21 protein-coding genes are annotated in these 24,473 nt (G+C 46.1%); 16 read left to right on the plus strand and 5 right to left on the minus strand.

Annotation, left to right across the window (positions count from 1 at the left end; all coding sequences use genetic code 11):
* Positions 1-26 precede the first annotated feature (26 nt).
* From ACI7RC_RS21180 to ACI7RC_RS21225, 10 genes are all read left to right on the plus strand, one after another.
* Positions 27-641: a hypothetical protein gene (locus ACI7RC_RS21180; RefSeq protein WP_408110180.1), complete on the plus strand. Its 615-nt coding sequence runs from the start codon at positions 27-29 to the stop codon at positions 639-641.
* Positions 625-1,212, plus strand: coding sequence for a 7-cyano-7-deazaguanine synthase (locus ACI7RC_RS21185; protein ID WP_408110181.1), 588 nt, complete (start codon positions 625-627; stop codon positions 1,210-1,212). The genes ACI7RC_RS21180 and ACI7RC_RS21185 overlap by 17 nt, the downstream gene beginning before the upstream one ends.
* Positions 1,187-2,170 carry a hypothetical protein gene (locus ACI7RC_RS21190; RefSeq protein WP_408110182.1) on the plus strand — a complete coding sequence of 328 codons (984 nt, stop codon included), beginning with the start codon at positions 1,187-1,189 and terminating at the stop codon, positions 2,168-2,170. The genes ACI7RC_RS21185 and ACI7RC_RS21190 overlap by 26 nt, the downstream gene beginning before the upstream one ends.
* Positions 2,171-2,183: 13 nt before the next feature.
* Positions 2,184-3,113 carry a CBASS oligonucleotide cyclase gene (locus tag ACI7RC_RS21195; protein ID WP_408110183.1) on the plus strand — a complete coding sequence of 310 codons (930 nt, stop codon included), beginning with the start codon at positions 2,184-2,186 and terminating at the stop codon, positions 3,111-3,113.
* 402 nt (positions 3,114-3,515) lie between these two features.
* Complete coding sequence (locus tag ACI7RC_RS21200) at positions 3,516-5,147, plus strand: HEAT repeat domain-containing protein (protein WP_408110184.1); 1,632 nt, start codon at positions 3,516-3,518, stop codon at positions 5,145-5,147.
* Between the two features lie 708 nt (positions 5,148-5,855).
* The gene (gene efeO / locus ACI7RC_RS21205) at positions 5,856-6,722 is read left to right on the plus strand and encodes an iron uptake system protein EfeO (protein WP_408110185.1); all 867 of its coding nucleotides are present in this window, start codon (positions 5,856-5,858) and stop codon (positions 6,720-6,722) included.
* A 2-nt stretch (positions 6,723-6,724) separates the two neighbouring features.
* On the plus strand, positions 6,725-8,035 hold the full coding sequence (gene efeB, locus ACI7RC_RS21210) for an iron uptake transporter deferrochelatase/peroxidase subunit (protein WP_408110186.1): 1,311 nt from the start codon (positions 6,725-6,727) through the stop codon (positions 8,033-8,035).
* Positions 8,036-8,078: 43 nt separating this feature from the next.
* Positions 8,079-9,848 (plus strand): FTR1 family iron permease, encoded by a 1,770-nt coding sequence (locus ACI7RC_RS21215; RefSeq protein ID WP_408110187.1) that lies wholly within the window; start codon positions 8,079-8,081, stop codon positions 9,846-9,848.
* Between the two features lie 1,028 nt (positions 9,849-10,876).
* Complete coding sequence (fumC, locus tag ACI7RC_RS21220) at positions 10,877-12,265, plus strand: class II fumarate hydratase (RefSeq protein WP_408110188.1); 1,389 nt, start codon at positions 10,877-10,879, stop codon at positions 12,263-12,265.
* 124 nt (positions 12,266-12,389) lie between these two features.
* Positions 12,390-12,698, plus strand: a complete 309-nt coding sequence (locus tag ACI7RC_RS21225; protein WP_408110189.1) for a DUF2325 domain-containing protein — start codon at positions 12,390-12,392, stop codon at positions 12,696-12,698.
* Between the two features lie 38 nt (positions 12,699-12,736).
* Here ACI7RC_RS21225 and ACI7RC_RS21230 read toward each other — a convergent pair whose 3' ends face one another.
* Genes ACI7RC_RS21230 through ACI7RC_RS21240 form a run of 3 tightly spaced genes read right to left on the minus strand, consistent with a single transcriptional unit; the run spans position 12,737 to position 16,362 of the window.
* Positions 12,737-13,921, minus strand: a complete 1,185-nt coding sequence (locus ACI7RC_RS21230; RefSeq protein ID WP_408110190.1) for an aminotransferase class I/II-fold pyridoxal phosphate-dependent enzyme — start codon at positions 13,919-13,921, stop codon at positions 12,737-12,739.
* A complete protein-coding gene (locus tag ACI7RC_RS21235; RefSeq protein WP_408110191.1) occupies positions 13,914-14,852 on the minus strand; it encodes a D-alanine--D-alanine ligase in 939 nt (312 codons plus the stop codon). The genes ACI7RC_RS21230 and ACI7RC_RS21235 overlap by 8 nt, the downstream gene beginning before the upstream one ends.
* Before the next feature lie 25 nt (positions 14,853-14,877).
* On the minus strand, positions 14,878-16,362 hold the full coding sequence (locus tag ACI7RC_RS21240; RefSeq protein ID WP_408110220.1) for an aminotransferase-like domain-containing protein: 1,485 nt from the start codon (positions 16,360-16,362) through the stop codon (positions 14,878-14,880).
* A 241-nt stretch (positions 16,363-16,603) separates the two neighbouring features.
* Here ACI7RC_RS21240 and ACI7RC_RS21245 point away from each other — a divergent pair, with 241 nt between their 5' ends.
* The 6 genes from ACI7RC_RS21245 to ACI7RC_RS21270 all read left to right on the plus strand — a co-directional run bounded on the left by ACI7RC_RS21245 (position 16,604) and on the right by ACI7RC_RS21270 (position 21,500).
* Positions 16,604-17,644 (plus strand): NADH:flavin oxidoreductase, encoded by a 1,041-nt coding sequence (locus tag ACI7RC_RS21245; protein ID WP_408110192.1) that lies wholly within the window; start codon positions 16,604-16,606, stop codon positions 17,642-17,644.
* A gap of 260 nt (positions 17,645-17,904) precedes the next feature.
* Entirely contained in the window at positions 17,905-18,513 is a 609-nt protein-coding gene (locus tag ACI7RC_RS21250) for an FMN-binding negative transcriptional regulator (protein ID WP_408110193.1), read from the plus strand.
* Between the two features lie 295 nt (positions 18,514-18,808).
* Positions 18,809-19,399: a LysE family translocator gene (locus ACI7RC_RS21255; protein WP_408110194.1), complete on the plus strand. Its 591-nt coding sequence runs from the start codon at positions 18,809-18,811 to the stop codon at positions 19,397-19,399.
* 6 nt (positions 19,400-19,405) lie between these two features.
* Complete coding sequence (locus ACI7RC_RS21260; protein WP_408110195.1) at positions 19,406-20,182, plus strand: helix-turn-helix transcriptional regulator; 777 nt, start codon at positions 19,406-19,408, stop codon at positions 20,180-20,182.
* Between the two features lie 39 nt (positions 20,183-20,221).
* Positions 20,222-20,389, plus strand: coding sequence for a hypothetical protein (locus ACI7RC_RS21265; RefSeq protein ID WP_408110196.1), 168 nt, complete (start codon positions 20,222-20,224; stop codon positions 20,387-20,389).
* A gap of 190 nt (positions 20,390-20,579) precedes the next feature.
* Positions 20,580-21,500 (plus strand): PadR family transcriptional regulator, encoded by a 921-nt coding sequence (locus ACI7RC_RS21270; RefSeq protein ID WP_408110197.1) that lies wholly within the window; start codon positions 20,580-20,582, stop codon positions 21,498-21,500.
* 14 nt (positions 21,501-21,514) lie between these two features.
* Here the strand turns inward: ACI7RC_RS21270 and ACI7RC_RS21275 are convergent, their stop codons facing one another.
* Positions 21,515-21,874, minus strand: a complete 360-nt coding sequence (locus tag ACI7RC_RS21275) for a group I truncated hemoglobin (protein ID WP_408110198.1) — start codon at positions 21,872-21,874, stop codon at positions 21,515-21,517.
* Between the two features lie 161 nt (positions 21,875-22,035).
* Complete coding sequence (locus tag ACI7RC_RS21280) at positions 22,036-23,982, minus strand: heavy metal translocating P-type ATPase (protein WP_408110199.1); 1,947 nt, start codon at positions 23,980-23,982, stop codon at positions 22,036-22,038.
* Positions 23,983-24,473 lie beyond the last annotated feature (491 nt).

Raw genomic sequence — 24,473 nt, forward strand, 5'->3', positions numbered from 1 at the left:
TTGCAAGTTAGTCCAGGAGGCAACAAGTGTTAAATAGCCCAATTAGTCAAGTAAAGGAACTTAAAAAGAAAGCCGAACAAAACAGACAAATGCACTTCAGTATTTGTAAAAAAGCAAATTGGATAAAAAAATCATTACATGCTTTGGTATTAGTGGGATCCTCAGCAATAGCAGTATTAACGTTTGCTGAGTATAAAACATTTCTTCCTTGGATTTCAAATCTTACAGAAGGCCAATATAAGCTTATGATTGGCGTTTTTGCAGGACTTGTATTTATTTTAACGATCTTAGAGGAATACTTTCGTTTTGGGGAAAAGTCTGCTTCTCATGAAACGATAGGCAAACAATTGACTTCGTTTATTCGGAAGGCGAGCATACTTGAAACTAACGAAGTGATATCAGAAGATGACATTGTTAAATTAACGAATGAATATAATTACATTCATGAAAATGCTCCAGTCATCCCAGATCGTACATTCTTAAAAGAAAAACAACGTCTTAGAATAAAAATAGACATTAGTAAAAAACTTGAAATTACACCTCATATGAGCATTCCATTCTATAAACTGAAGATGAAAATTACTCAGTTTTTTGGTCAGGATAACAGGAGTGAAGATAATAGTCGTGAAGGACAAAGCTAAAGACTCTTATGGTGTGCTGGTTTTATTAAGCGGTGGAGTTGATTCTACATCCTTAGTTCAATATCATCTTTCAAACGGAGAGAAAACTACAGCGATATTTTTTGATTATGGTCAAGCTAGTTGTGAGCGAGAATATCAATCAGCTAGAGCAATTAGCGAACATTACAATATTGAACTAAAACATGTGAAATTGGGGTTTTCAATCAAAAATCAGGAGGGAGAGTTCTTTTGTCGAAATGTACTTTTTGTATTGACTGCATGTAGTTTTCTTGATAAATCAGTATCTTTCGTTTCAATAGGAATTCATTCAGGAACCCGCTATTATGATGCAAGCCCAGCATTTGTCTATGATGCTCAGTCAATTCTTGATGGCTATTTCGGAGGGGTAATAAGGATTACAGCCCCCTTCCTTAATTACACAAAAGAGCAAATTTATGAGTATGCATTACAAGAGCAAGTACCCGTGTACTTAACATATAGCTGTGAAGTTGGAGAGCACGAACCTTGCGGGAAATGTCTATCGTGCATTGATAGGAGGATGTTGGATGGAAAATCACCTAGGGAAGATTAGGTATATTAGAAAGCTTGGAAGCAGTACACCAATACTTGTTCCTTCGTTTTCAAGTAAGGGGTTTCCACATGTAAAGGGATTACATGATTACCTAAAACAACACCTCACAGATGCATCTCTTGTGAGCACATATGACTTACATTACAGATATTTACTGAGTGACCATATTTATGAATCAGATATACTCTTTGTTGACAGTGGTGGTTACGAAAGAATCCGCGAACATGACGTCTCAGACATTTATGGTGATTTGCACTTTCCAAGTGAATGGAATGAGAACCTATACGAACAAGAAGTAAGTAAATTAAAACCGATAACAGATATTGTGCTCGTTAATTTTGATTATTGGGAATCGTCGCCTTTAGACGTACAAATAAATCGAGCAAAAGGACATTTTGAAAAATATCCTGAATTTGCGTCGGATTTTTTATGCAAACCAATATCAAATGAAGATGTACTTATAAATGTAGAAGACGTAATTAAGAAAATAAAGCTGTTCGCACCATTTGATGTATTGGGATTTACAGAAAAGGAATTAGGGCACTCAGTTTTTGAAAGAGCGTTAAATATATTTAGAATCAGAAAAGCTCTATCGGATGCTGGACTAGATACACCAATTCATGTTTTTGGATGCTTGGATCCTTTATCCGTAACATTATTTTTTCTATGTGGAGCAGATATATTTGATGGGTTATCCTGGCTTCGTTTTTCCTTTAAGAACGGGGTCCCTTCATATTTCAATCATTATTCGATTAGTAACGGTCTCTGGCAAAGACATGACAGTGAAGTAAAAGTAATTGGTTTCTCCGAGAACTTGTCTGAATTAGTCCAACTTAAAAATAGATTGACGAAATTCTCGCAATCATCCAATTGGGACGAACTGGGGTTAACAAAAAATAATCTAAATCAATTAATGCTGATTCTGAAACAGTTAGAGGTTCAGAAAAGCAGTGAGTAGAGGAGGAACACTAATGGGTGGCAGTGGTGGAGGATATAGCATTCCGGGAAAAACGCTTGGTGAATTGGAAAAGGAAAGAGAGGCTAGAGCAGAGAAAGAAAAGTTCGAAGCTGACATTAATCAATACATCAAAGATCTATTCAAAGACTTAAACGATCGTGACGTGGCAGGCATAAGCCGACATTTGGAAACTTTGAAGAATGCTCTAGAGAAAGATATTGAAGGTTCTGTGGAGCTTAGATTTGGCGGTTCAATAATCAAAAATACTTATGCAGATGGTTTGAGTGATGTGGATATGCTTGTTCAAATAAATAATAGTGGTTTAGCTAATGCAAAACCTGACGAAGTATTGAAGATTTTTAGCGAGCAAGTTAAAAGACGTCTTCCGAATACAGAAGTAAAAATAGGGAAATTGGCAGTAACAGTTAAATTTACTTCAGGACATGAAATACAGTTATTACCAAGTATAAAAACGCAAACTGGGTATCGTATTTCTCGACCTGGCGAGAATAGATGGAGCAATGTAATAAAACCAAGTAAGTTTGCAGAGAAACTAACCACCGTTAATCAAGCAAACGCGAATAAACTGGTGCCCCTGATAAAGCTCATTAAAAAGATTAATGCAGGCTTACCACAACAAAAACAACTATCTGGCTATCATATTGAGTCCCTTGCAATAGATGCATTTAAAAATGTCACATCAGCACCCAAGACATACAAAGGTATGGTTGAACAGTTCTGCCGTCATGCAGAAAAAGCAGTATTAAAACCTATTACAGACAGTACTGGTCAATCTATTCATGTAGATAATTACTTGGGGGAATCAAACAGCGTTTATCGCCAAAGAGCGAGCACAACTTTTAAGCAAATAATTAAACGAATTGAAAATGCGAATAATGCAAATTCATTTGATTCATGGAAGAAGTTACTCGATGGAGAATGAAAAATAATACCTAGGCCAAATCTGAGTCTAATACTTTATTTTTACAAATTTTATGTCGCTCGTGATTTTATAATAACTCAGTCTAAAACTTATTATTCAAAAGTTGACGAATTCCTAAATGCAGTTTTCGTGTCAGATCAGCAACTCCAGTCTAAAACATTATTCTCATCGAACAAAGATTTGTCCAGAGATAATAAAGTTTTAGACTAGATAATAAAGTATTAGACTCAATAATAAAGTTGTAGACTGGATAATAAAGTATTAGACTGAAGATAACTCCTAATACTTGGAATGGGTGCTTTAAGATAGTCCCATCATGATCCTACAACTAAGAATCGGTCTGTAAAATTGAGCTACCTGTGCTGGGTAGCTCTTTTCTGTTACAAAGGGGTGTATAGCCTGATGAAAGGCATTTCAAAAGAGGAGCATCAATTAATAGATGAACTATATAAAAAAAACGCGTTCTTCGATGTTTTCAAAAATACAAACACACGTAAAATAGAAATCCTACAGACGCTAGCTAACTCTGGAAGTATGTTTACACTGACATTTTTATTACCGCTTGCTTTAGATAAGAATCAAACAATACGAAAGACAGCGCGTGATGCTATACACCAAATTATCTCCAGCCATCGGAAGCAAGACTTGATTGGCTTGGATCAATATATACGTAGGTTGACCCCTTACCAATACAGTGGCAAATTGGCGGCATGGCATCAATTGTTACCTGAAAGTATCAGAGCTCATCCTATTCGAGATGATTCCGATGTAAGTTTTATTGGGATTTGCAGCTTCCATCGCAACGGCTATGTAAGAGAAGCGGCCATTGAAGTGTTGTCAAAACAGGCTTCAGGAGCAGAAATTCCCTTTTTGTTCCTTCGCTTGAATGATTGGCAACCCAAAATTCGTTTCCTGTCTTTCAAGGCTATTAAGCAGAAATTACATTCAGACTATGTAAAACAATTTCTTGATGCCATATATCTAATAAAACATCTGTCCGATTACTACACCCGAGAAAAGTTCTCTGACTTAGTAGATGAAATCTATGAGCTGTTTGGTCATCCCCAAAATCGGAATGTGCTGTTAAGCGGTTTTCACTCAAAAGACCCAACTGTTCGACGATTTTGTTTTGAAATGGCGATCAACCTTCCCGATATTGATCGAGAATCAGTAATATCAGAAGCATTACGTCAATCAGATGCCCTGATAAGGCTACAAATGGTTAAACATATTTGCAGAAATGACTCAAACGAATGTTTAAATCCATGGTTAAAACGGTTCAGGAGTGACGTTTTTCCTCCTATTCGGCAACTAGCATTACAAGTATATATGGATCGTTTTCCAGAGCAATCTATCGCAGAGCTGCGTGCTGCTCTCCTGGACCAACATAAAACAATTCGAGAAATGGCCAGGTATTATCTAAAAGATCAACAAATGGACTTCCCCTCCTTTTACCGGGAAAAACTCAAAGAGACAGATAAGGGATTGATTCAGGCTGCGATTGTTGGATTGGGTGAAACTGGAGAAAAGACAGATGCACAGTGGATTACTCCATTTTTATTCCATGACAATGCTCGGATGCAAAGGTCGGCAGTCAAAGCGCTAGGAATGCTTAATCCGGAAGATAACACCGAGGTTTTTCTCAGCTCATTACAATCAGACAAGCGAAGCGTGTCTCGAGAAGCGAGACAAATACTGGCGGGTATTGTTGACCTGCGCCATGCCGAATTGCTTTGGAAGATCTTCGAAAATGATGAAAGGCCTCACGTGAAGAAAAACATTCTCTTTTTGTTTACGAAGTTCAGTAAGGCGGACAGCATTCTATTTTTATTACGCGCATGTGCTACGAGGGAAAATGAAATCCGTGATACAGCAATTCGGCATATTGAACTTTGGACTAGTGGATACAACACGAGATTCTACGTGCCAATGAGCGATGAAAAACGCAAGGAAATCAAAGATATTTTTGATAAGGTTCAGGTGTTCCTACCGGAGTATATAGCTGAGGAGTTTGAGTTCCTAATTGGCAAGTAAATAAAAATACATTCATACCCTACAAATGAACTAGGGAGAAAAAGATGGCCAAACGAAAACGTGATTTTACAAGTTCAACCATTCAAAAACGCCTGGTTGTAAAGTCCACTTATGCCTCACCTTGGAAAATAAGCATACCTGTGTGTCGCTGCTTACGGGGGACCAAACGGTCTCCTCCAACCAGGTATCGACGATCTCCATAAACGGACCCATGACACAACTTCTACCCTTTCGTTTTCTTAGCGAGGCATTCCAATCCGTTTGATCGGCATATTTTTTGGCAGTCCGCCAGTGAACACCCACGCGTTCTGCAATCTCGTCTACCGAGCATCCTTCTCCTTCAAGTAAAAACCTGATATAGTGTTGTTGAGGCATTTTCAGCATCCTTTCCATTCTCCTTCGCTAAGTTGTCGCAAACCTAACGGTAGGAGGAAGTATTGATGCTGACAAGTGCCTTTTTGTATCTGTCTTGAGCATTTTTACGCTGCAACACTAGGCATTTCTATTGTGCAATAAACAACAACCGCCAATAGAGGAAGCTTACTCAATTAACCGTTTCTGTTAAATTCAAGGGATGGAGGGAATGTGATGAACGCAGTCTTTCCTTCCCCTTTTTGAGAAGAAAAAAAACGATTGAAAATGATTATCATTCCCCTTATAATGTAACTGCCCTAATTAAACGTGAGCCCATATGAGGAGTGGATGTCTATGAATAGAACAGTTGCATTAACATCGATGCTGCTGATCGTCAGCGCAATGCTGTTCGGGTGCGGCAGTCAACCAGCCGACAATGCAGCACCGCAACCTTCGCAGCAGCAGACCCAACCTGCCGGCGGAGCCGATGCAAGCGATGAAATGAAGAGCGTAACAGACAGTTACCGAGCGTACGCGCTTGAGCAAATCGATCAGTTTGTTCAGGCGACGGAGTCTTTTACGGACGCGGTGAAGAACGGCGAGCTTGAGAAGGCACAAGCTCTGTACGCGCCGACCCGGATGTTCTACGAACGCATCGAACCGATCGCGGAAGCGCTCGGGGATCTCGACCCTGATATCGACGCCCGGGAAAACGACGTGCCTGACGAGGAATGGCGGGGATTTCACCGGATTGAAAAAGGATTGTGGATAGACAAGACAACCAAAGGATACGAAGCGTATGCCGACCAGCTGCTAAAGGATGTCAAACTGCTGCGGGGAAAGGTAGAGACAGTAGAAGTGACGCCGCAACTATTGGTCACGGGTGCCGTCGATTTGCTCAACGAGGTCTCTTCGTCGAAAGTGACAGGGGAGGAAGAGCGCTATTCGCATACAGACCTGTACGACTTTGCCGCCAACGTGCAAGGCGCAGAGAAAATCTATGAATTCTTAAAACCGGCCATAGAGAAAAAAGACAGCAGCCTTGCGCAAGAAATTGAAAAGCGCTTCGCAGAGATAGATAAGCTGCTGGCCTCCTGCAAAGAAGGGGAGGGGTATGTATTGTACACCGAGCTTAGCGAGGAGCAAATCAAAAAAATGAGCCAGGCGATTGACAATTTGGCAGAGCCGCTTTCCAATATAGGGATTGTGCTGGAGGGATAAATATGACGGACAAGAGTCGAAAAGAAACGGGAACATCCGATTTTTTGACTCAGCCGATTTCCCGGCGCAACATGCTGAAGCTGGCGGGCATTGGCGGGATCGGCGCCCTTGTCGGCGCCAGCGGCATGGGGGGCGTCTTGGCTCTGACTCAAGAGTCCGGGCCCGGCAGCATGATTAAAGCGGGTGCGGCAGGAGGGATCGTGCCGTTTTACGGCGAGCATCAGGCCGGGATTTTGACCGAGGTGCAGAACCACGTGTATTTTGCCTCGTTTGACATTACAGCGGAAAAACGCACGGAAGTGATCGAATTGTTTCGGGACTGGACTGTGGCAGCCGCCAATATGGCACAGGGAAACGATGTGGCACAGAAGCTTGCCAACGAGTATGTACCCCCTGCAGACACGGGGGAAGCAGCCGGTTTGTTGCCGTCCAATCTGACGATTACGTTTGGCGCAGGACCCAGTTTATTTCTAAAAGACGGTGTCGATCGCTTCGGTCTCAAGGCCAAGCGCCCGCAGGCGCTCAGCGATTTGCCGTTATTTCCGCTGGACGATTTGCGGCCGGAATGGTGCGGCGGAGACGTGTGTGTCCAAGTTTGTGCCGACGATCCGCAGGTTGCCTTTCACGCCTTGCGTAATCTTACCCGCAGGGCCCGCGGAGTTGCTGTGGTGCGCTGGACGCAAGCCGGGTTTCAAAGAAGTCGCCAGGCCGACCCCAAGAAGGCAACGCCGCGTAATTTATTCGGTTTTAAGGACGGTACGGGCAATCCTGACGTAAACGATCCAAAGCTGATGAATCAGCACGTCTGGGTGCAACCGCAGGATGGCCCGGCCTGGATGGCAGGCGGAACTTACCTGGTCGTGCGGCGCATCCAAATGCGGATCGAAGTGTGGGATCGGACAACGCTTCGCGATCAGGAGGATACGTTCGGGCGCCACCGGGACAGCGGAGCTCCGCTCGGCGGAACAGACGAGTTTGAACCGCTTGATCTCGATCAAAAGGACAAAAACGGTCAGCTCGTCATTCCGGTGACAGCCCATTCGCGTATTGCCCATGGAGATGGGAGCGTGAAGCTTTTGCGCCGCTCTTTTTCCTATGCAGACGGGATCGAACCGAAAACGGGCGCGCTGAATGCAGGGCTTTTATTTATCTGTTTTCAACGCGATCCCGCAAGACAATTTATCCCCATTCAGCAAAACCTGGCGAAGAACGACAAGTTAAACGAGTATATCGTACATCGAGGCAGCGGCATATTCGCTTGCTTCCCCGGAATCAAACAGGGCAGTTACTTGGGAGAGGCGCTCTTTTCATAGAGCTCCTCCCGTTTCACATCGAGAGAAGAGGAGTTCGTTTCGCATGGAGATGAAAAAGAAGATCCGCCAGCTAAGTCTGTTTGCCTTCGTCCTGCTGCTGTTTGCCGTCGTCACGCGTCCTGCCGTCGCCGCCCCCCCTACCGATGAGTTATTTATTCACGTTGGTGATGCGTTGGTAAAATCCAAAGATGAGAATTGGCAGGCCATTCTCGAGGATTTGCAAAAGTTTCAGGAGAGCTGGAAACAAATCAGGCAAGACAATCCGGAAGCAAAACAAGTAGACGATGCCCTCACTCATGTGCAAGACGTCATGGCCCAAAATCCCCGAGATAAAAATACGGTCTATGATGCACTCGTGCAACTGTCCCATGCGACCAATGCGTTTGAAGCTGTGCTGCAGGGTGACAAAAAGGACGACGGCAAAGAAAAAATCAAGCAGCTGCTGCCGCTGGCTGACCGGATGATCGATGAAGTTAAAAATCAAAACCAAGCCCAGGCCAAAGAGTACTATCGATCGTTTAACAGCAAGTGGCTAAAGGCGGAATCCGCTGTTCAACAGGCAAGCATAATGGATTACGGCGAAATTGAGAAAAATCTGATGTTTATCCGTATCGCTTTAAATCAAGAGCCTGTCGACCAACAAAAGGCGCTGCAAAGCCTTGATGCATTAAAACAGGCGCTGGATCATTTTCTCCAAGGCGGCGGTCAGGGGAACCAGGCGAACGAGAAAGAAGTTTCGCTGCAGGACTTGGTCGATCTGCTGACGGATGCAGACGTGGCGATTAAGGAGCAGGATCTGCAAACGGCGTTAGAGAATCTGAATCAATTCGTGACGATTTGGCCGCTGGTTGAAGGGCAGGTGCAGACTCGCTCAGCCGGCTTGTACACGCAAATCGAGAGTCAAATTCCACTGTCGATCAGCTTGCTGGGCTCCAAACAGCCTGACATCGAGCGAACAGAAAAAATCATCCAGGAGGTCAAAGAAAAATTAACGCCTTTTCTAGGGGGCGATCTGGGTTATACAGCGTTGGATGCGGCACTCGTTCTGCTCCGTGAAGGACTGGAAGCCCTGCTGATCGTGTCGGCTTTGCTGTCGTTTTTGAATAAAGCGAATCAAGCTGACAAGCAAAAATGGATCTGGGCCGGGGTTGGATTTGGTATCGTATGCAGCGCTTTGTTGGCCGTGTTTATCACCATGTATTTTTCCAAGGCAACCGCCAGCACCAGCCGCGAATACATCGAAGGGCTGACAGGAATCGTTGCGGTTGTGATGATGTTTACGGTTGGCGTATGGCTGCATCGCAAGGCTAATATTCAAAACTGGAACCAATACATCAATCGGCAGCTTGGATCGGCTATGGCCAAAGGGGGACTTTGGTCGATGGCGGCTGTCAGCTTCTTTGCGATTTTTCGCGAGGGTGCGGAAACCATCATCTTTTACGCCGGGATGGCCCCATCTATGAGCCTGCATCAATTGTTGATCGGGATTGTCTGTGCGCTTGCAGCCTTATTCATTATTGGCTTTGTCCTGATCCGATTTAGTGTGAGACTGCCGATACGATTTTTCTTCACGTGTGCCACGATTCTGATCTACGCTATTGCCTTTAAAATCTTGGGAGTCAGCATCCACGTCCTGCAAGTGACGAAGGTGCTGCCTTCTCACCAGATTGGCGGCTTGCCGTTTGCCGAATGGATTGGTTTTTATCCTTCTTTGGAAACGGTGGTTCCCCAGGCCTTGCTACTGCTGTTTATCATCGGCGAGCTGATCTGGACGGAAAAACAGTCGAGAACACGAACAGTGCAACCATTTTAGGTCTGATTGATACGAGGAGCCAGCTAACGTATGTATTTATACAGCCACCGGTATGGTGAGACACGTTCTCTATCAGGTACGTGTCTTTTTCTTTTCATGATCACGATCGTAAATGTATCGTTTTGAAAGGAAGGGAGGGGAATGTGACGGACACTGTTGTAAGGATCAGTATTTTGTTCTCTGCTTCCCTGCGACAGTCTTTGGCAAATGCCGATCTGTCAGACTATGTAAGGGCGTTTTCCGCCTCTGTAGCCGCATGCGGAGGACTTGCTCTGGCTGCATTTGTTTGCCTTTGTTTCCTGTGTGACCAAAAGGAAAAACGGACCCAAAGGCGGTGTAATACTGCCAATTGGGAAAGGAGAATTGTACCGAAGGAAAACAGAAAATAGGACGGTGTACTCGGCGAAAAGTTTGATGTGCCGCGACCACCGTTCTATTTTCTTTTATTTAATTGACATTGATAATCATTATCATATAAGATGGAAGCAGAATCGTTTGGGAAAATGTTAAAGGATGTGACCGTGTGATTACTCCGTTCACCGATGCAACAGATGAATTCGATTGTCCATCGCTAGGAGTTTCATCCATCATGACCGTCATACCGATTTATGGTCGGAAAATCCGTTGGAAACCGCAATTTCAAGTTTGGTGGTGTTTCGCGGTTGTCTGCTCGGTGTGACCACCGAAGGAGAGTTGGTTCAAAGGAAGAAAAAAGGCGGGTTCATAAAAATTTGCTTCGAAGGATTGACGATTTATTTTCTTAAGTCAACGGAAACCGGCGTGTATGTTTGTTCCAATCGGGGATTATATCGGATAGAGATGATTGGAAACCGTTTGTTTTTACGTTCCATGCTGAACGGATGCCCGGTAACGGATTTGATCTTGTCCGGGGACAGCATGTATATGGCTACCTTGCATGAGGGAGTTAAAAAGGTTGTGTTTACGGTATGACTTCAGAGACCTGAGTAACTGCTTTAGACGTGAGAACGAATGAGATGTCCAATAGAAAAGGCGGAGGAGGCCCGTTCATGGATTACCGAATCGAGAAGGATACACTTGGAGAAATCAAAGTTCCGGCGGATAAATTGTGGGGAGCACAAACCCAGCGAAGCAGTCTCAATTTTAAAATTGGCAGCGAGAAAATGCCCCATGAAATCACCCGGGCCCTTGCCGTGTTGAAGAAAAGCGCAGCGCTGGTCAATCTGCAGCTTGGCAAGCTGGATTCCGAGCGGGCAAACGCGATTGTCCAGGCTGCCGATGAGGTCATCGAGGGTGTACTTGATGAACATTTTCCCTTGGTGGTCTGGCAAACGGGAAGCGGGACCCAGTCGAATATGAATGTAAATGAAGTCATTGCCCATCGGGCGAATCAACTGTTGGAACAAAGCGGAAGCAAACATCGCATACATCCCAATGACGATGTCAACAAATCGCAAAGTTCAAACGATACGTTTCCGACTGCCATGCATATTGCCGCAGCCATTGCGATTGAAGATGATGTTTTGCCGGCCTTGTCCCGTTTGAAAGCTACCTTGCATCAAAAGATGGAACAGTATCAGGACATCATTAAAATCGGTCGCACGCATTTGCAGGATGCAACACCGTTGACCCTGGGACAGGAAATCAGCGGTTGGCACCGCATGCTTGAAAAAGGGGAGCAGATGATCAGACAAAGTGCCGAGTCGCTAAAAGAGCTGGCGATTGGCGGAACGGCTGTAGGCACTGGCTTGAACGCTCATCCACAGTTTGGGGAAATGGTGGCTGCGAAAATCAGCTCGATTACCGGCAAATCGTTTATCTCCGCTCCGAATAAGTTCCATGCTCTAACCAGCCATGACGAATTGGTATACGTTCATGGAGCCTTAAAGGCGCTTGCGGCCGATCTGATGAAAATCGCCAACGATGTCAGATGGCTGGCAAGCGGCCCGCGTTGCGGAATTGGCGAAATAACGATTCCGGCGAACGAACCGGGAAGCTCCATTATGCCGGGCAAAGTGAATCCGACGCAAAGCGAAGCTTTAACGATGGTCGTTTGCCAGGTGATGGGCAACGATGCGGCGATCGGATTTGCCGCCAGCCAGGGGAATTTTGAGTTAAACGTGTTTAAGCCGGTAATTATATACAATTTCTTGAAATCAACAAGATTGCTTGCCGATGCGATGATATCCTTTAACGATCATTGTGCGGTCGGTATCGAACCGAATCTTGATGTAATCAAACGGAATGTTGAGCGATCGCTTATGCTTGTCACGGCATTGAATCCTCATATCGGCTATGAAAATGCGGCAACGATTGCAAAATTGGCCCATAAAGAAGGCTTAACGTTAAAAGAAGCGGCATTGAAAACAAACTTGCTGACGGAGCAACAATTCGATGCGATTGTCAAACCTGAGAGCATGATTTATCCCGGAGAATAGAACAACTACTTGAAGCGATTCGCTTTCTGCTTCTATTGATAATAGTCCGCTGCCAACCTTCCCGCATACAAGCGGAAAGGCTGCGATTGATTCTGAATTTTCCTACTGTTGGAGGAAACGCACTATGCCATCATTGCTGATTGTGGGGGCCGATCATTTGGGAAAAATATCTGAACGTTTTGGCTCGATGGGTTTTGAGCGTGTCATACACATTTCAGGCCGTAAGAGTCAATCAATCGCTGAAGGTTTTCCGGAGCACGTTTCCGTGGTTCTCGTACTAACCGACTACGTGAATCACAATCTGTCCAAAGCTGTCAAGCAAAAAGCGAAAGAACGCGGTGTACCGATTTATTTTGCCAAGCGTTCCTGGAGTAATATCAGGGAGACGTTAGGCAGTATAAAAGAGCTTCAACCCACTGCAGTGAAAAGTTGAAGCTCTCTCGAGTCTCTTCAATATACTGAAAGTTTTCATCAAACCGGCTGCATCACCTGCATAAACCTTCCCATCCGCTCCAGCGCCTTCTCCAAATCGACGAGCGAGGTTGCATAGGAGCAGCGGATAAAGCCTTCTCCGCCTGATCCGAATACATGTCCCGGTACAACTGCTACCTTCGCTTCCTCCAGCAGCCGAAGGGCAAACTGCTCAGATGACATGCCAGTAGAAGTAATGGAAGGGAAGGCATAGAAAGCCCCCTCAGGTACGTGACAGGCTAGTCCGATTACATTCAAGCCGGCCACAAACAGCTTGCGGCGTTCATTGTAGCTCGCCATCATCTCATCCTTGGCAGCCAAGCCATGACGTAATGATTCGAGCGCGGCAATCTGTGCAATGGTGGGAGCACACATGGCCGTGTACTGATGGATTTTCAGCATGCCGGCAATCAGCTCACGCGGACCGCACGCATAGCCTACCCGCCAGCCTGTCATCGCGAACGCTTTGGAAAAACCGCTGATGACAATCGTGCGTTCCTTCATGCCCGGCAAGGAGGCGATACTGACATGCTTTCTCCCGTAAGTCAGCTCGGCATAAACTTCATCCGAAATGACGACCAGATTATGCTTGATGATGAGCTCTGTAATCGGCAGCCAATCCTGCTCCGTCATAACGGTTCCGGTCGGGTTACACGGATAATTGATCATTAAAACCTTTGAATGAGGCGTAATGGCCGCTTGCAGCGCTTGCGGGGTCAGCTTGAACTGCTCCTCAGCCGTAGTCGCCACCTCTACAACTTTACCGCCATGCAGATGGGTAATGGGTTCATAGGCAATATAGCTTGGTGCCGGAATCAGCACCTCGTCACCCGGATCGATCACTGCCCGCAGCGCCAGGTCGACGGCTTCACTGCTCCCCACCGTCACGATCATTTCCTGCTCAGGGTCATAGGAAAGTGCGAAGCTGTTGGAAAAATAAGCAGAGAGCTCCTCCCGCAGCTCCATCATGCCGGCATTCGAAGTATATTTCGTCTGCCCCCTGCGCAATGCCTGAATGCAAGCTTCCCGTACCTTTTCCGGTGTAACGAAATCAGGCTCCCCGACCCCAAGGGCGATTGTATCTCCACCAGCTGCATTCAGATCAAAAAAAGCGCGAATTCCTGATGGCCGAATATCCCGTACACGCGAGGATAAAAACCGCCCTGTACTTTTTTCACTAAACATATTGCAACATCCCCCATTCCTGTTTCCGCTCATGAAGCGAGCTGGCAATAATACGGTCCAGCAGCTGTGTAAAGGTTATACCCGCAGCTGCCGCACTCTTCGGAAGCAGGCTGTTGGCGGTCATTCCCGGTAATGTGTTCACTTCCAGCACGTAAGGCATATCCTGACACAAAATCATATCAACTCGTGCATAGACCTTGCATTTCAGCAGCCGGTAGCTGGCCAATGCCGCTTCGCGCACACGCTGCTCTATAACGGGAGGCAGCTGGATTACCTTCTCCTCAGCGCCGCCGGCCTCATATTTCGCTTTGTAGTCGAACCACTCCGAATGAGCGGAGCGAATGCCGATAATCGGCAATACCTCGCCATCTACGATCGAGCAGGTTAGCTCCGGCCCTTTTATATAGGGCTCAATCAAGATCGCTTGATCCAAGCTGCAAGCCTCCTGAACAGCTGGCAGCAGCTCCTTCTCATTCTGTACAAGCTGGATGCCGATGCTCGATCCTCCCATATTCGGCTTCACAATAACCGGGTAACCCAACCGTTCTACCGCCTGAGGATCATAATCGTCCATCCCCTGCCAGCAAAGGCCTGCAGGCGTATGCACACCCGCCGCCTGCAGCAGCATCTTGGACAGCTGCTTATTCATGCATAAGCTGCTTGCCAGGATACCGCTGCCTGTGTATGGAATGCCCAGCGTCTCCAGCGCTCCCTGCACCGTGCCGTCCTCGCCATACTGGCCATGCAGCGCCAGCAGCGCGATATCGATGCCTGCCTGCTGGACCTGCGAGATTAAATCCGCCCGCTGTTGGATCACAATTGGCACCACTTCATAGCGGCTGCGATCCAAATGATTGATCATCTCTTGACCTGTCTGCAGAGAAACCTCACGCTCAGAGGAAATACCGCCCATAATAACGCCAATTTTCATGATGACACCTCATTTTTCTTACTCGTTAAGCCTTAAGAAAGCGGGGTACCTGTTTGCCGATAATTTGAATACCTCGTTCGATATTTTCATCCGTTACTCGTGAAAAACCAAGCCGCAATGTATTCGTCCCTTCGCCTTCTTGGATAAAAAACTTGTCTCCTGGTGTAAAAATAACGCCCTGTTCTGTGCAAGCTTCTAATAGCAGGTGTGTATTAACGCCTGTCGGGAAGGTGAGGAATACATGCAAGCCTCCGTCTCCAGACAGCTGAGCCTCTGGAAGATTTGTTTCACAGCATGCCTTTGTCAGCTCATATTTGCGCTTATACTCAGTACGTGCTTTTTTTACATACTTATCGAAATTGCCATTAAGCAAATATTGGTATAAAATCGATTGATCGATTGTTGATGTATGAATGGTCCGTGCACGCTTGATGCTTTCCAGAGTGTCGATCAGCGCACGGTCTCCAAGCACCCAGCCTACTCGCAAGCCAGGGAACAGCACCTTGGAGAAGCTGCCAATATAGATGACTCCGTTCCCTTGTCCTGCTGTCGCTATTAAAGGCGCGACATGCGCTCCCGAGTAGCGCAGTTCCTCATTGAATCCATCCTCGATCACCGGAATCTGATAGCGCATCATTAATTTCATAACGGCGCTGCGCTTTTCCGGCGACATGACGATGCCTGTCGGATTGTGATAGGAAGGAGTCAAATAGGCCAGATCGAAGCGATTGGTCTGCAGTACCGCCTCTAGCCGCTCCACATCCATACCGTCACGCTCCATCGGGATGCCGGTAATCTCAAATCCTTGCAGTTTCAAATTTTTGATCGCGGTATGATGGGTCGGATTCTCACAAATGGCCGCTCCCCTGCGTGCAGAAGGGCGCAATGCCGACAGCACAATGTCAAAGCCTTCTGTAAAACCGCTCGTAATCAGCATATCCTTGCCGCTTATATCGACGCCCTTGTTCTCCATATAATGCATCAGGTAGTCGATCAGCGGCTTGTAGCCCTTGGCATAGCCGTAGTTGAGCAGCACCTGGCCTTCGATTGCCATCCGGTCCATAAAGGCTCGCTTTACGTCCCCCAGATCAAACAGTTGCTCATCAGGAGCGATGCTTGTGAACGAGATGGTTCCTTTTTTGGCACGAATGCCTTGCTTCATCATATCCAGCTCTACAGCCGATACAGCATACTCGTTCATGATGGCCTTCCAGTTGATCTGCCAGGCGGCAGAACCGTCAGATCCTCCGTTATCTGCAGCCGACTGGCCCGCCATGGCGGCCACATAGCTGCCCTTGCCGGGAATCGCATACGTAAATCCGTCATCCTCCAAGCCTTCATAAGCTGCAATGACTGTATTGCGGCTCACCATAAGCAGACTGCTCATTTCTCGAGTGGAGGGCAGCTTCTGATCCGCCTGGAGCGCTCCTTTTATAATTAAACGTTTAACGTATTCTTTCACTTGTATCGCGACCGGACGGTCACCGACGAGCTTGAAATCCTGGAACATCATTCATCGCCCCCATCTATAATGATGGCATAGAAGACGATAGAAAAAAAAGAGCCACCGCACTGGATTTTTCATCCTTCGGTGGTTCTTCCGTATTTTATCCCCTGTACGGACTCGTATCCTTACCTCATTACCTCTTATCATAGGTGAAGTTTAGGGATTGTTTAGGCACAACTGGGGAAAAATCAAAGGTGCGACTAATTTTTGCTTTGTTCTTGACTTTGTAATCCAGGAGGCTCTTATGACATACTCGCAATCCGTTCAAGTCTTGTTCCAACCGTTCGCAATCGGAAATCTGTCGCTGGCTAATCGCCTTGTAATGGCGCCGATGACCCGCCAATTCTCCCCGGAAGGCGTGCCGGGCCCGGATGTGGCTGCCTATTACCGCCGCAGGGCGGAGAACGGCGTCGGACTGATTGTGACTGAAGGCACGATCATCAATCATCCAGATTCATCCAATCAACCAAACGTACCGCATTTTTACGGCGAAGCCGCATTAAACGGCTGGGCAAACGTGGCGGTTGAGGTGCACGAGGCGGGCGGACGGATCTTCCCGCAGATTTGGCATATGGGAGCCCGCGGCCAAGTCGGCGATTATACGGAAGCGGATATTGCCGCCATCGTTGAGGCCTTCGCTCAGGCGGCAGCCGAAGCCAAGCGGCTCGGATTTGACGGCATCGAGCTTCACGGCGCGCACGGATATCTGATCGACCAATTTTTCTGGGAGAAAACGAACCCGCGTACCGACCGTTACGGCGGCGACATGGTGAAGCGCACACGCTTTGCGGTAGAAGTTATCGAAGCTTGCCGCCGCGCCGTCGGTCCGGACTTCCCGATCGACCTGCGCCTCTCGCAATGGAAGTCGGAGGACTATACGGCGAAATTGGCGGCAACACCGGCTGAACTGGAGCAGTTCCTGGAGCCGTTAATCGAGGCGGGCGTCGATATATTCCATTGCTCCACCCGCCGTTTCTGGGAGCCCGAGTTCGAAGGCTCCGAGCTGAATCTGGCCGGATGGGTCAAAAAGCTGACGGGTAAACCGACGATTACAGTCGGATCTGTCGGCCTGGACACTGAATTTATGAGTTTCTTTACAGAAGGTAAGGGCTCTGATATCACCAAGATCGACGGGCTGATCGAAAGACTGGAGCGTGGGGAATTCGATCTGGTGGCCATAGGCAGGGCGCTGTTGGCCGATCCCGCTTGGGCCAGCAAGATTCGTGACGGCCGGCTCGACGAACTGCTCCCCTTTACGGCCGATGCGGTGAAAACTTTGTATTGATTCAGCAAAAACACCGGAGTTTACCCGGTGTTTTTTGCGCTTGGATACACTAGTGCACAATGAATAGTTTCAATTGCTCGTAGAGTTGTTTGTATTTGGGGGGAGCCATCCTTAAAAGTAAAAATGGTATTTTTCATTTGCGAATCCCTTTGACATGTATATTTGTCTGGTATTGTACCTTTTTGAATGTCAGTTTGTGTAATAATATTTTTAAAAATAAATGAATGTTTTATGTCTAACAAGTTGAAAGGAGTTTTTTTATGTATATCCCTGAACATTTTAAAATAAAAGATTTGGCAGCAGCCTATGATGTCATACAGGAGAATAGTTTTTCAACATTGTTTTCCATGCATGAAGGGATGCCTTTTGTTACACATTTACCGCTCCTTTTGAATAAAGAGAAAAGCTATTTGTATGGTCATTTTGCTCGTCCGAACCCTCAGTGGAAAGATATTGAGCATCAAACCGTCTTAGCAGTCTTCCATGGTCCACATTGTTATATTTCCCCCTCTTGGTATGAGACAAATAAAGCAGTGCCAACATGGAATTACGTGGCTGTTCATGTATACGGCGAAGTCGAACTGATTGAGGATGAACAAGAGTTAATGGATTCCTTGCAGGAAATGGTCTTGAAGTATGAAGCCCCTGACAGTTTATACAGATTGCAAGAGGTAGATGCTGACTTTCTCGCGGGGATGAGCAAGGGAGTCCAAGGATTCAAAATAAAAATCAGCAAGATAGAGGGAAAGGCAAAGTTAAGTCAAAACCAATCATTACACCGACAAGAGCTAATTATAAATCAGTTGGAACAAAGTTCATTTCAAGATGAGCAACGGATTTCCTTGTTAATGAAAGCAAACTTGAGGTAGCACCAACTAAACACGAAAAACGCTTACCCGATGATCGTTACAGTCATCGGGACTTTTCTATGTTTCATATCCAAGCTGCTCTTTTGGAGGAAGTCATTTCATCTATAAGCGAAAAAGGAATGCCTTCGATATCGGGAGACACGGATGAACCGCCTCAAAGTTCGAAGACGGTTTTCTGCTTGCAGGAGAATCAAGGCCGAAGGAGATCAGGGGTAGGATTCCTGCAATATCATACTATACGTTCATTTACCGCAGGATGTATGATTCATCAGAATACATGCAGGGAGGTATTCTCATGAACATTACATCTTTTCTTTTGTACTGCGTGATTGTGACATTTACGCCCGGACCTACGAATATTGCGATATTGTCTATAGCACATCATTTCAGGGTGAAAGAAACCCTTCATTACATATGGGGAGCAACGCTTGCCTTCGGTACATTGCTTGCTGCTTCCGTTATTCTAAACAGTGTGCTTGCAGCGATCGTGCCCAAAATTATTGTTTTTATGCAGATAATAGGTTGTCTTTACATGCTTTACCTTGCATATCAGGTGTACAAAACGAAAATGTCGGGGGATAATGCCAAACAAGCCGCCACCTTTATGTCTGGATACCTGATGCAGTTTGTAAACCCCAAGACTTGGCTGTTTACAATGACGGTTATTCCAAGCTATGTAATGCCATATTATAAGACTTCGTTGGTATTATGGATATTTGTCTTGGTTATAGCGATGATTGCCTTTTTAGCTATGGTTACGTGGACACTTTTTGGTACAGTTTTTAAGAGGTTTTTACATAAACATCAAAAAGTTACAAATATAACCTTGACGATATTATTAGTTTATTCAGCAATTGAGGTGTTAGGAATAGTTGAGAAGAGGTGAGCATCTATGGACAAATTTGTATACAAACAAGCAGCGGGGATTACTGCCTTATCGGCGAGTTTAACCGATTTTAAATATAAAAAACACAGCCATGAAGAATATGCTTTGGGTGTAACCTTGCGCGGTGTCCAGCAGTATAATCTGGATGGTAGTTTTCAGTCGTCTTATCAAGACGGGGTTATGCTTTTCCATCCGGAACAGGTACATGATGGCGGGGCACAAGATAAGACAGGCATTGATTATGTAATGGTGTATATTAACCCTAAACTATTTTTGGAGATACTTGGCAAGAAGGAGATAGTGAGGTTCTCTTCTCCGGTTGTCTATAATCGCAGACTTGAGCAAAGCATATTAAACCTGATCCACGCGATCTTTACCCATGAAGATGAATCTGTGTGCAGCGAGCTGCTGTTAGCTCTTGGGGATCATTTTTCGCAAACGGAAATGAGTAATGTGTTCAGAAAAAATCATACTCTCATCGATAAAGCAAAGGAAATGATCTATTTCAGTTTAGACAATGTTCTCAGGCTTGATGACATTTGCAGAGAGTTAGGCATGTCAAAATTTCAGTTTATCAGGATGTTTAAAGCAGACACCGGAATTTCTCCGTATCAATATTTTTTAAACTGCAAAGTGGAGCATGCCAAGCGGCTAATAGAAAAAAACAAGGATGTCTATTCAGCGGTAGCCGAATGCAGATTTGTTGATTTATCACATTTAAACAGGCACTTTAAAAGTGTATACGGAACAACAGCATTTGAATATTTGTCAGACTTGAGTTGAATGCGGCGAGAGAATCTTATACCACAGGAGGAGTCGATCGTGGAGAAGAAAATTGATGAGTTTGCCATTTATGAAAAAAACTATGAACAGATTTTTGAAAAAGTAAAAAACGATCCGTATGCTCTATCATTAGGAATTCAATTGACTAAATTTGAGGCTGGTTTTGCGGAAGCAATGATGGAAGTACAAAGTCGATGTCTTACATAAGCAAAATCTTATTGCAACCATGGATGCGTTGTCTTATCGTAAGGATCATTATTTTGTTGAACTTGAAGAACAGGTTTAGGATCACCCACTCTACATGGAGTGGATTTTTTTGTATTTTTCTTTGTTTACACGAGCAATCTTATATGTTACTGTTAACATATGTTATCGATAACGTCTATAAGGTGATCGTATGTCTATCCAATATGCAATCCTTGGACTTCTTAGCTGGAGGTCGGCTACAGGATATGAATTGAAAAAGATGATTGAAGAATCATCAACCATGTATTGGTCTGGCAACAACAATCAAATATACAAATCACTTGTGCAACTCTTGAACGAAGGACTTGTGACCAACGAAATTCAACATCAGGAGAGCTCCCCATCAAAGAAAATCTACAGTATAACGGATGAAGGTCTTGCCAGATTGAAAGAATGGGTTCTTTCCGAACCAGAAGTGCCCGAGTTTAAGAACACATTCCTCATTCAATTGGCGTGGGCGGACCAGCTGAGTGACGAGGAATTAGATGAACTGTTGTTGCAATATGAAAGCAGGATCAACCTTCAGCTCATCTATCAGAAGGAAAAAATCAAACGGGGAGTTCCTTCCCCTCAAAGAAACGAGCGCGAATCGTTTATGTGGGATAAGATTTCCGAAAACCTGATATCCTTCTATCAAAACGAACGAAAATGGGTGCAAGGAATTCGTCAGGAACTCAAACTAAGAAATCAAATGGAGGAGAGAACGACCATGAATTACGAAATCGTGGAGAACGGTACGAAAAAGTATATCGAAATCATTTCTGCTCAAACCCCGCTTAGCACCGAACAGAATGCCGTAGACCTGGTTGCTTTGTGCAAAGAGAATGATACGGATCTTCTGATGCTGCACAGTCAAGCTCTTTCGGAAAACTTTTTCAAACTGAGAACGGGCGTAGCGGGACAAATGATTCAAAAGTGGATCAACTACCGTGTAAAAACGGCAGCTGTCGTTCCGAAAGAGCTGGTTAACCAGGGAAGGTTTAAGGAAATGGCGTTTGAATCAAATAAGAGCAACCAGTTTAGAGTTTTTGAAACGAAAGATGATGCGGAGAAATGGCTCTTGAATGAGTAATGGAGAAGGGGGTCCTACTTGTATAGGATATCATCCCTCAAGGTCTCCACTTTGCTTAATGCCTGGCTGATATCGGCATCTTCTACCCCGAAGTGCTCCAGGGCATCGTGCAAATGTTTCACAATGGCGTCAAAGTGAACGGGCTGCAGGTTCATGCCTGCGTGTACTTTGGCCATGGCTTGTCCTGTATATTGCGGCCCCCCAAGGGCGAAGCTGATGAATTTGGTCTGGTGACGGCGCTGCTTCTCCATATCAACGTTGGTAAAGTAGTGATTGACGGTATCATCGGCTAATACCAAATCGTAAAAATAATCAACGACTTTACCGATCGCTTCTTCGCCGCCAAGTTTCTCGTACAGTGTGGTTGTCGTCATGATATCCTCCTTGTTTGTTGTTGAATATTGACAAGGGTATTATCTGCAATTGTGGATGGAATATGTGAAGGCAAGGAGCTGGAAGCTCTGCACAGCAGGATACATCTGCAGAAAAAAGAGGTGAAGGGGACGGATCCCTTCACCTCTTGTTGCGTTGGTAATTACCGCAGCAGCCGCAATCCGTTCAAAATTACCAGAATGGTGCTTCCTTCGTGACCGACGACGCCAAATGGCAGGGCAATGCCATGCAAAAAATTGGCGGCGATCAGCAGCAAGATGACGGCTACGGAAAATACGATATTTTGCAGGACGATTCGGCTGGTGCGTTTTCCAAGCGAAATCGCCGATGAAATATGTTCAATATCGTCATTCATCAAGACGAGGTCGGCTGTTTCCAGGGCGGCGTCACTGCCCGTGCCCCCCATGGCAATACCCACCGTGGCGGTTGCCAGCGCAGGGGCGTCATTGACGCCGTCGCCTACCATGGCGACATAGCCGTACTTGGCTTTCAATTCCTTGATCCAGTTCACCTTGTCTTCCGGCAGCAATTCGGCAAATACCAGATCGATCCCCGCTTCCTGGGCAATGGCATCTGCTGTTTTTTTCTGGTCTCCGGTCAGCATAGCTACCTTCACTCCCAATTTTTGCAATTGGACGATGGCTGCTTTTGCTTGCTGGCGGATGGTATCCTGAAGCGCAATCACTCCGGCGATGCCTCTGGAATTGCAGACTACGATGACGGTTTTCCCTTTTACCTCAAGTTGGTCAATGGCCGCCGTTACCTCAGGCGTACGCTCTCGATCGGACAGCAGACCGGGTTTTCCAATCATCCACGTATCATTCTGAAACTCCGCCTGTACACCCGACCCGATCAGCGCTTGCAGGGAAGCGGGGCGATCCAGGTCAATCGAGCGATCCCGCGCTTTTTGCACAATCGCCTTGGCCAGCGGGTGTTCAGACAGGCTCTCGATCGATGCAGTGATCTGCAGCAGTTCTTCCTCTGTGTATCCCTGGTAGGGGAACAGGTCAGTAACGACCGGTTTGCCGTTGGTCAGCGTGCCCGTTTTGTCGAAAGCGACGACTTTTGCCCGACCGATGTTTTCCAGATGGGCTCCTCCTTTAAACAGCAGGCCTTTCCTTGCGCTGTTGGAGATGGCCGACAACGTGGCAGGCATGATCGAAGCGACCAGTGCACAAGGAGAAGCGACGACCAGAAATACCATCGCTTTATAAAAGGTATCTGTCCAGCTCCAGCCCAGCAATACCGGGGGAAGCGAGATCAAGAGCAGCGTAATCAGGATAATCGCCCTGGCGTAAATACGCTCAAAACGCTCGATAAACAATTGGGATGCTGGCTTTTCGCTTTGCGCTTCCTGAACCAGCCGGATAATTTTGGCGAACAGGGTTGATTCGCTCGGTTGCGACACTTCGATAAATAAAGCGCCCTGCCCGTTTAACGTTCCGGCAAACACCTCATCGCCCGCGGCTTTATCCACCGGAAGCGACTCTCCGGTAATAGATGCTTGATTGACAGAAGAATTGCCTCTTGTGACAGTGCCGTCAGAAGGGATACGCTCGCCCGGTTTGACCAGTACGATATCGCCGACACGCAGTTCTTCGATCGGTACGACAATTTCCGTTCCGTTTTTCACAAGCAAAGCTGTTTCCGGTTTTAGGTCCATCAATGTGGAGATATCCCGATGGCTGCGGCCCATCGTATAGCTTTCCAGGGCGCCGCTCAAGGAGAAGATAAAGATCAGTACAGCTCCTTCGGTCCAGTAGCCGATACTGGCTGCGCCGATTGCCGCAAAGATCATCAGCAGATTGACATCGAGGTCTTTCTCTACAAAAAGGGTATGGATTCCTTCCTTGGCCTTGACGAAACCGCCGATGATAAACGAGAGCAGATACAGGATGATCGACGCGGTTGGGGCTGCGGTCTCCAGACTCCAGGCCGCACCGATCAGCAAACCGCTGGCGAGAGCCGCCGCCGCCTCTCCATACCGCTCCGCAAACTCGCCGATCTTGCTGCTTTTCCCCGCCGGCGCAGCCTTTTTCAGTTGTGCAGATTCCGTTACACTGCTGTTTGTCGCTGGAAGCATAGTCATACGTACACCCCTCCTATATGAGAATGAATCCCATTACTAATGCCTCTAAAATGGGTCATGCTGTTCCATGAAGGAACAGCATGATCAAACGAGAATGATTTTCGTTTTTACTTTATTCAGCTTTATTGGGAGAAGGAAACTTTACAATAATTATTATAAAGTAATAGTGGTGACAATGTAAATACTTTTTTTAAAACTATAGATCGCCAGAATCATCGCCCAAACGAAAAAAGCTTTTCCCCCAACGAATTGGAGGAAAAGCAATGGATGCCGGTTGATTTGCCGGCTATGACTTTGACCTGGCTAATAAAGTTCCGGCCGCTTCCGGCTGGCCGTATGAGATCATTTCCGCAACGTGTGGATGGCTGGCCTTGGCAGACCACTCGCGGACGCGGCGCTGATGATCGAGCGCAATGAAAATACATAGACTTGCATACGCGACTAAAAGCAGGGTTAAGATGGGAAGCAGCATACTTGTCATAAGCCTCTCC

The organism is Brevibacillus sp. B_LB10_24 (assembly GCF_046036945.1).
In the GTDB taxonomy this organism is placed as follows: Bacteria; Bacillota; Bacilli; order Brevibacillales; family Brevibacillaceae; genus Brevibacillus_C.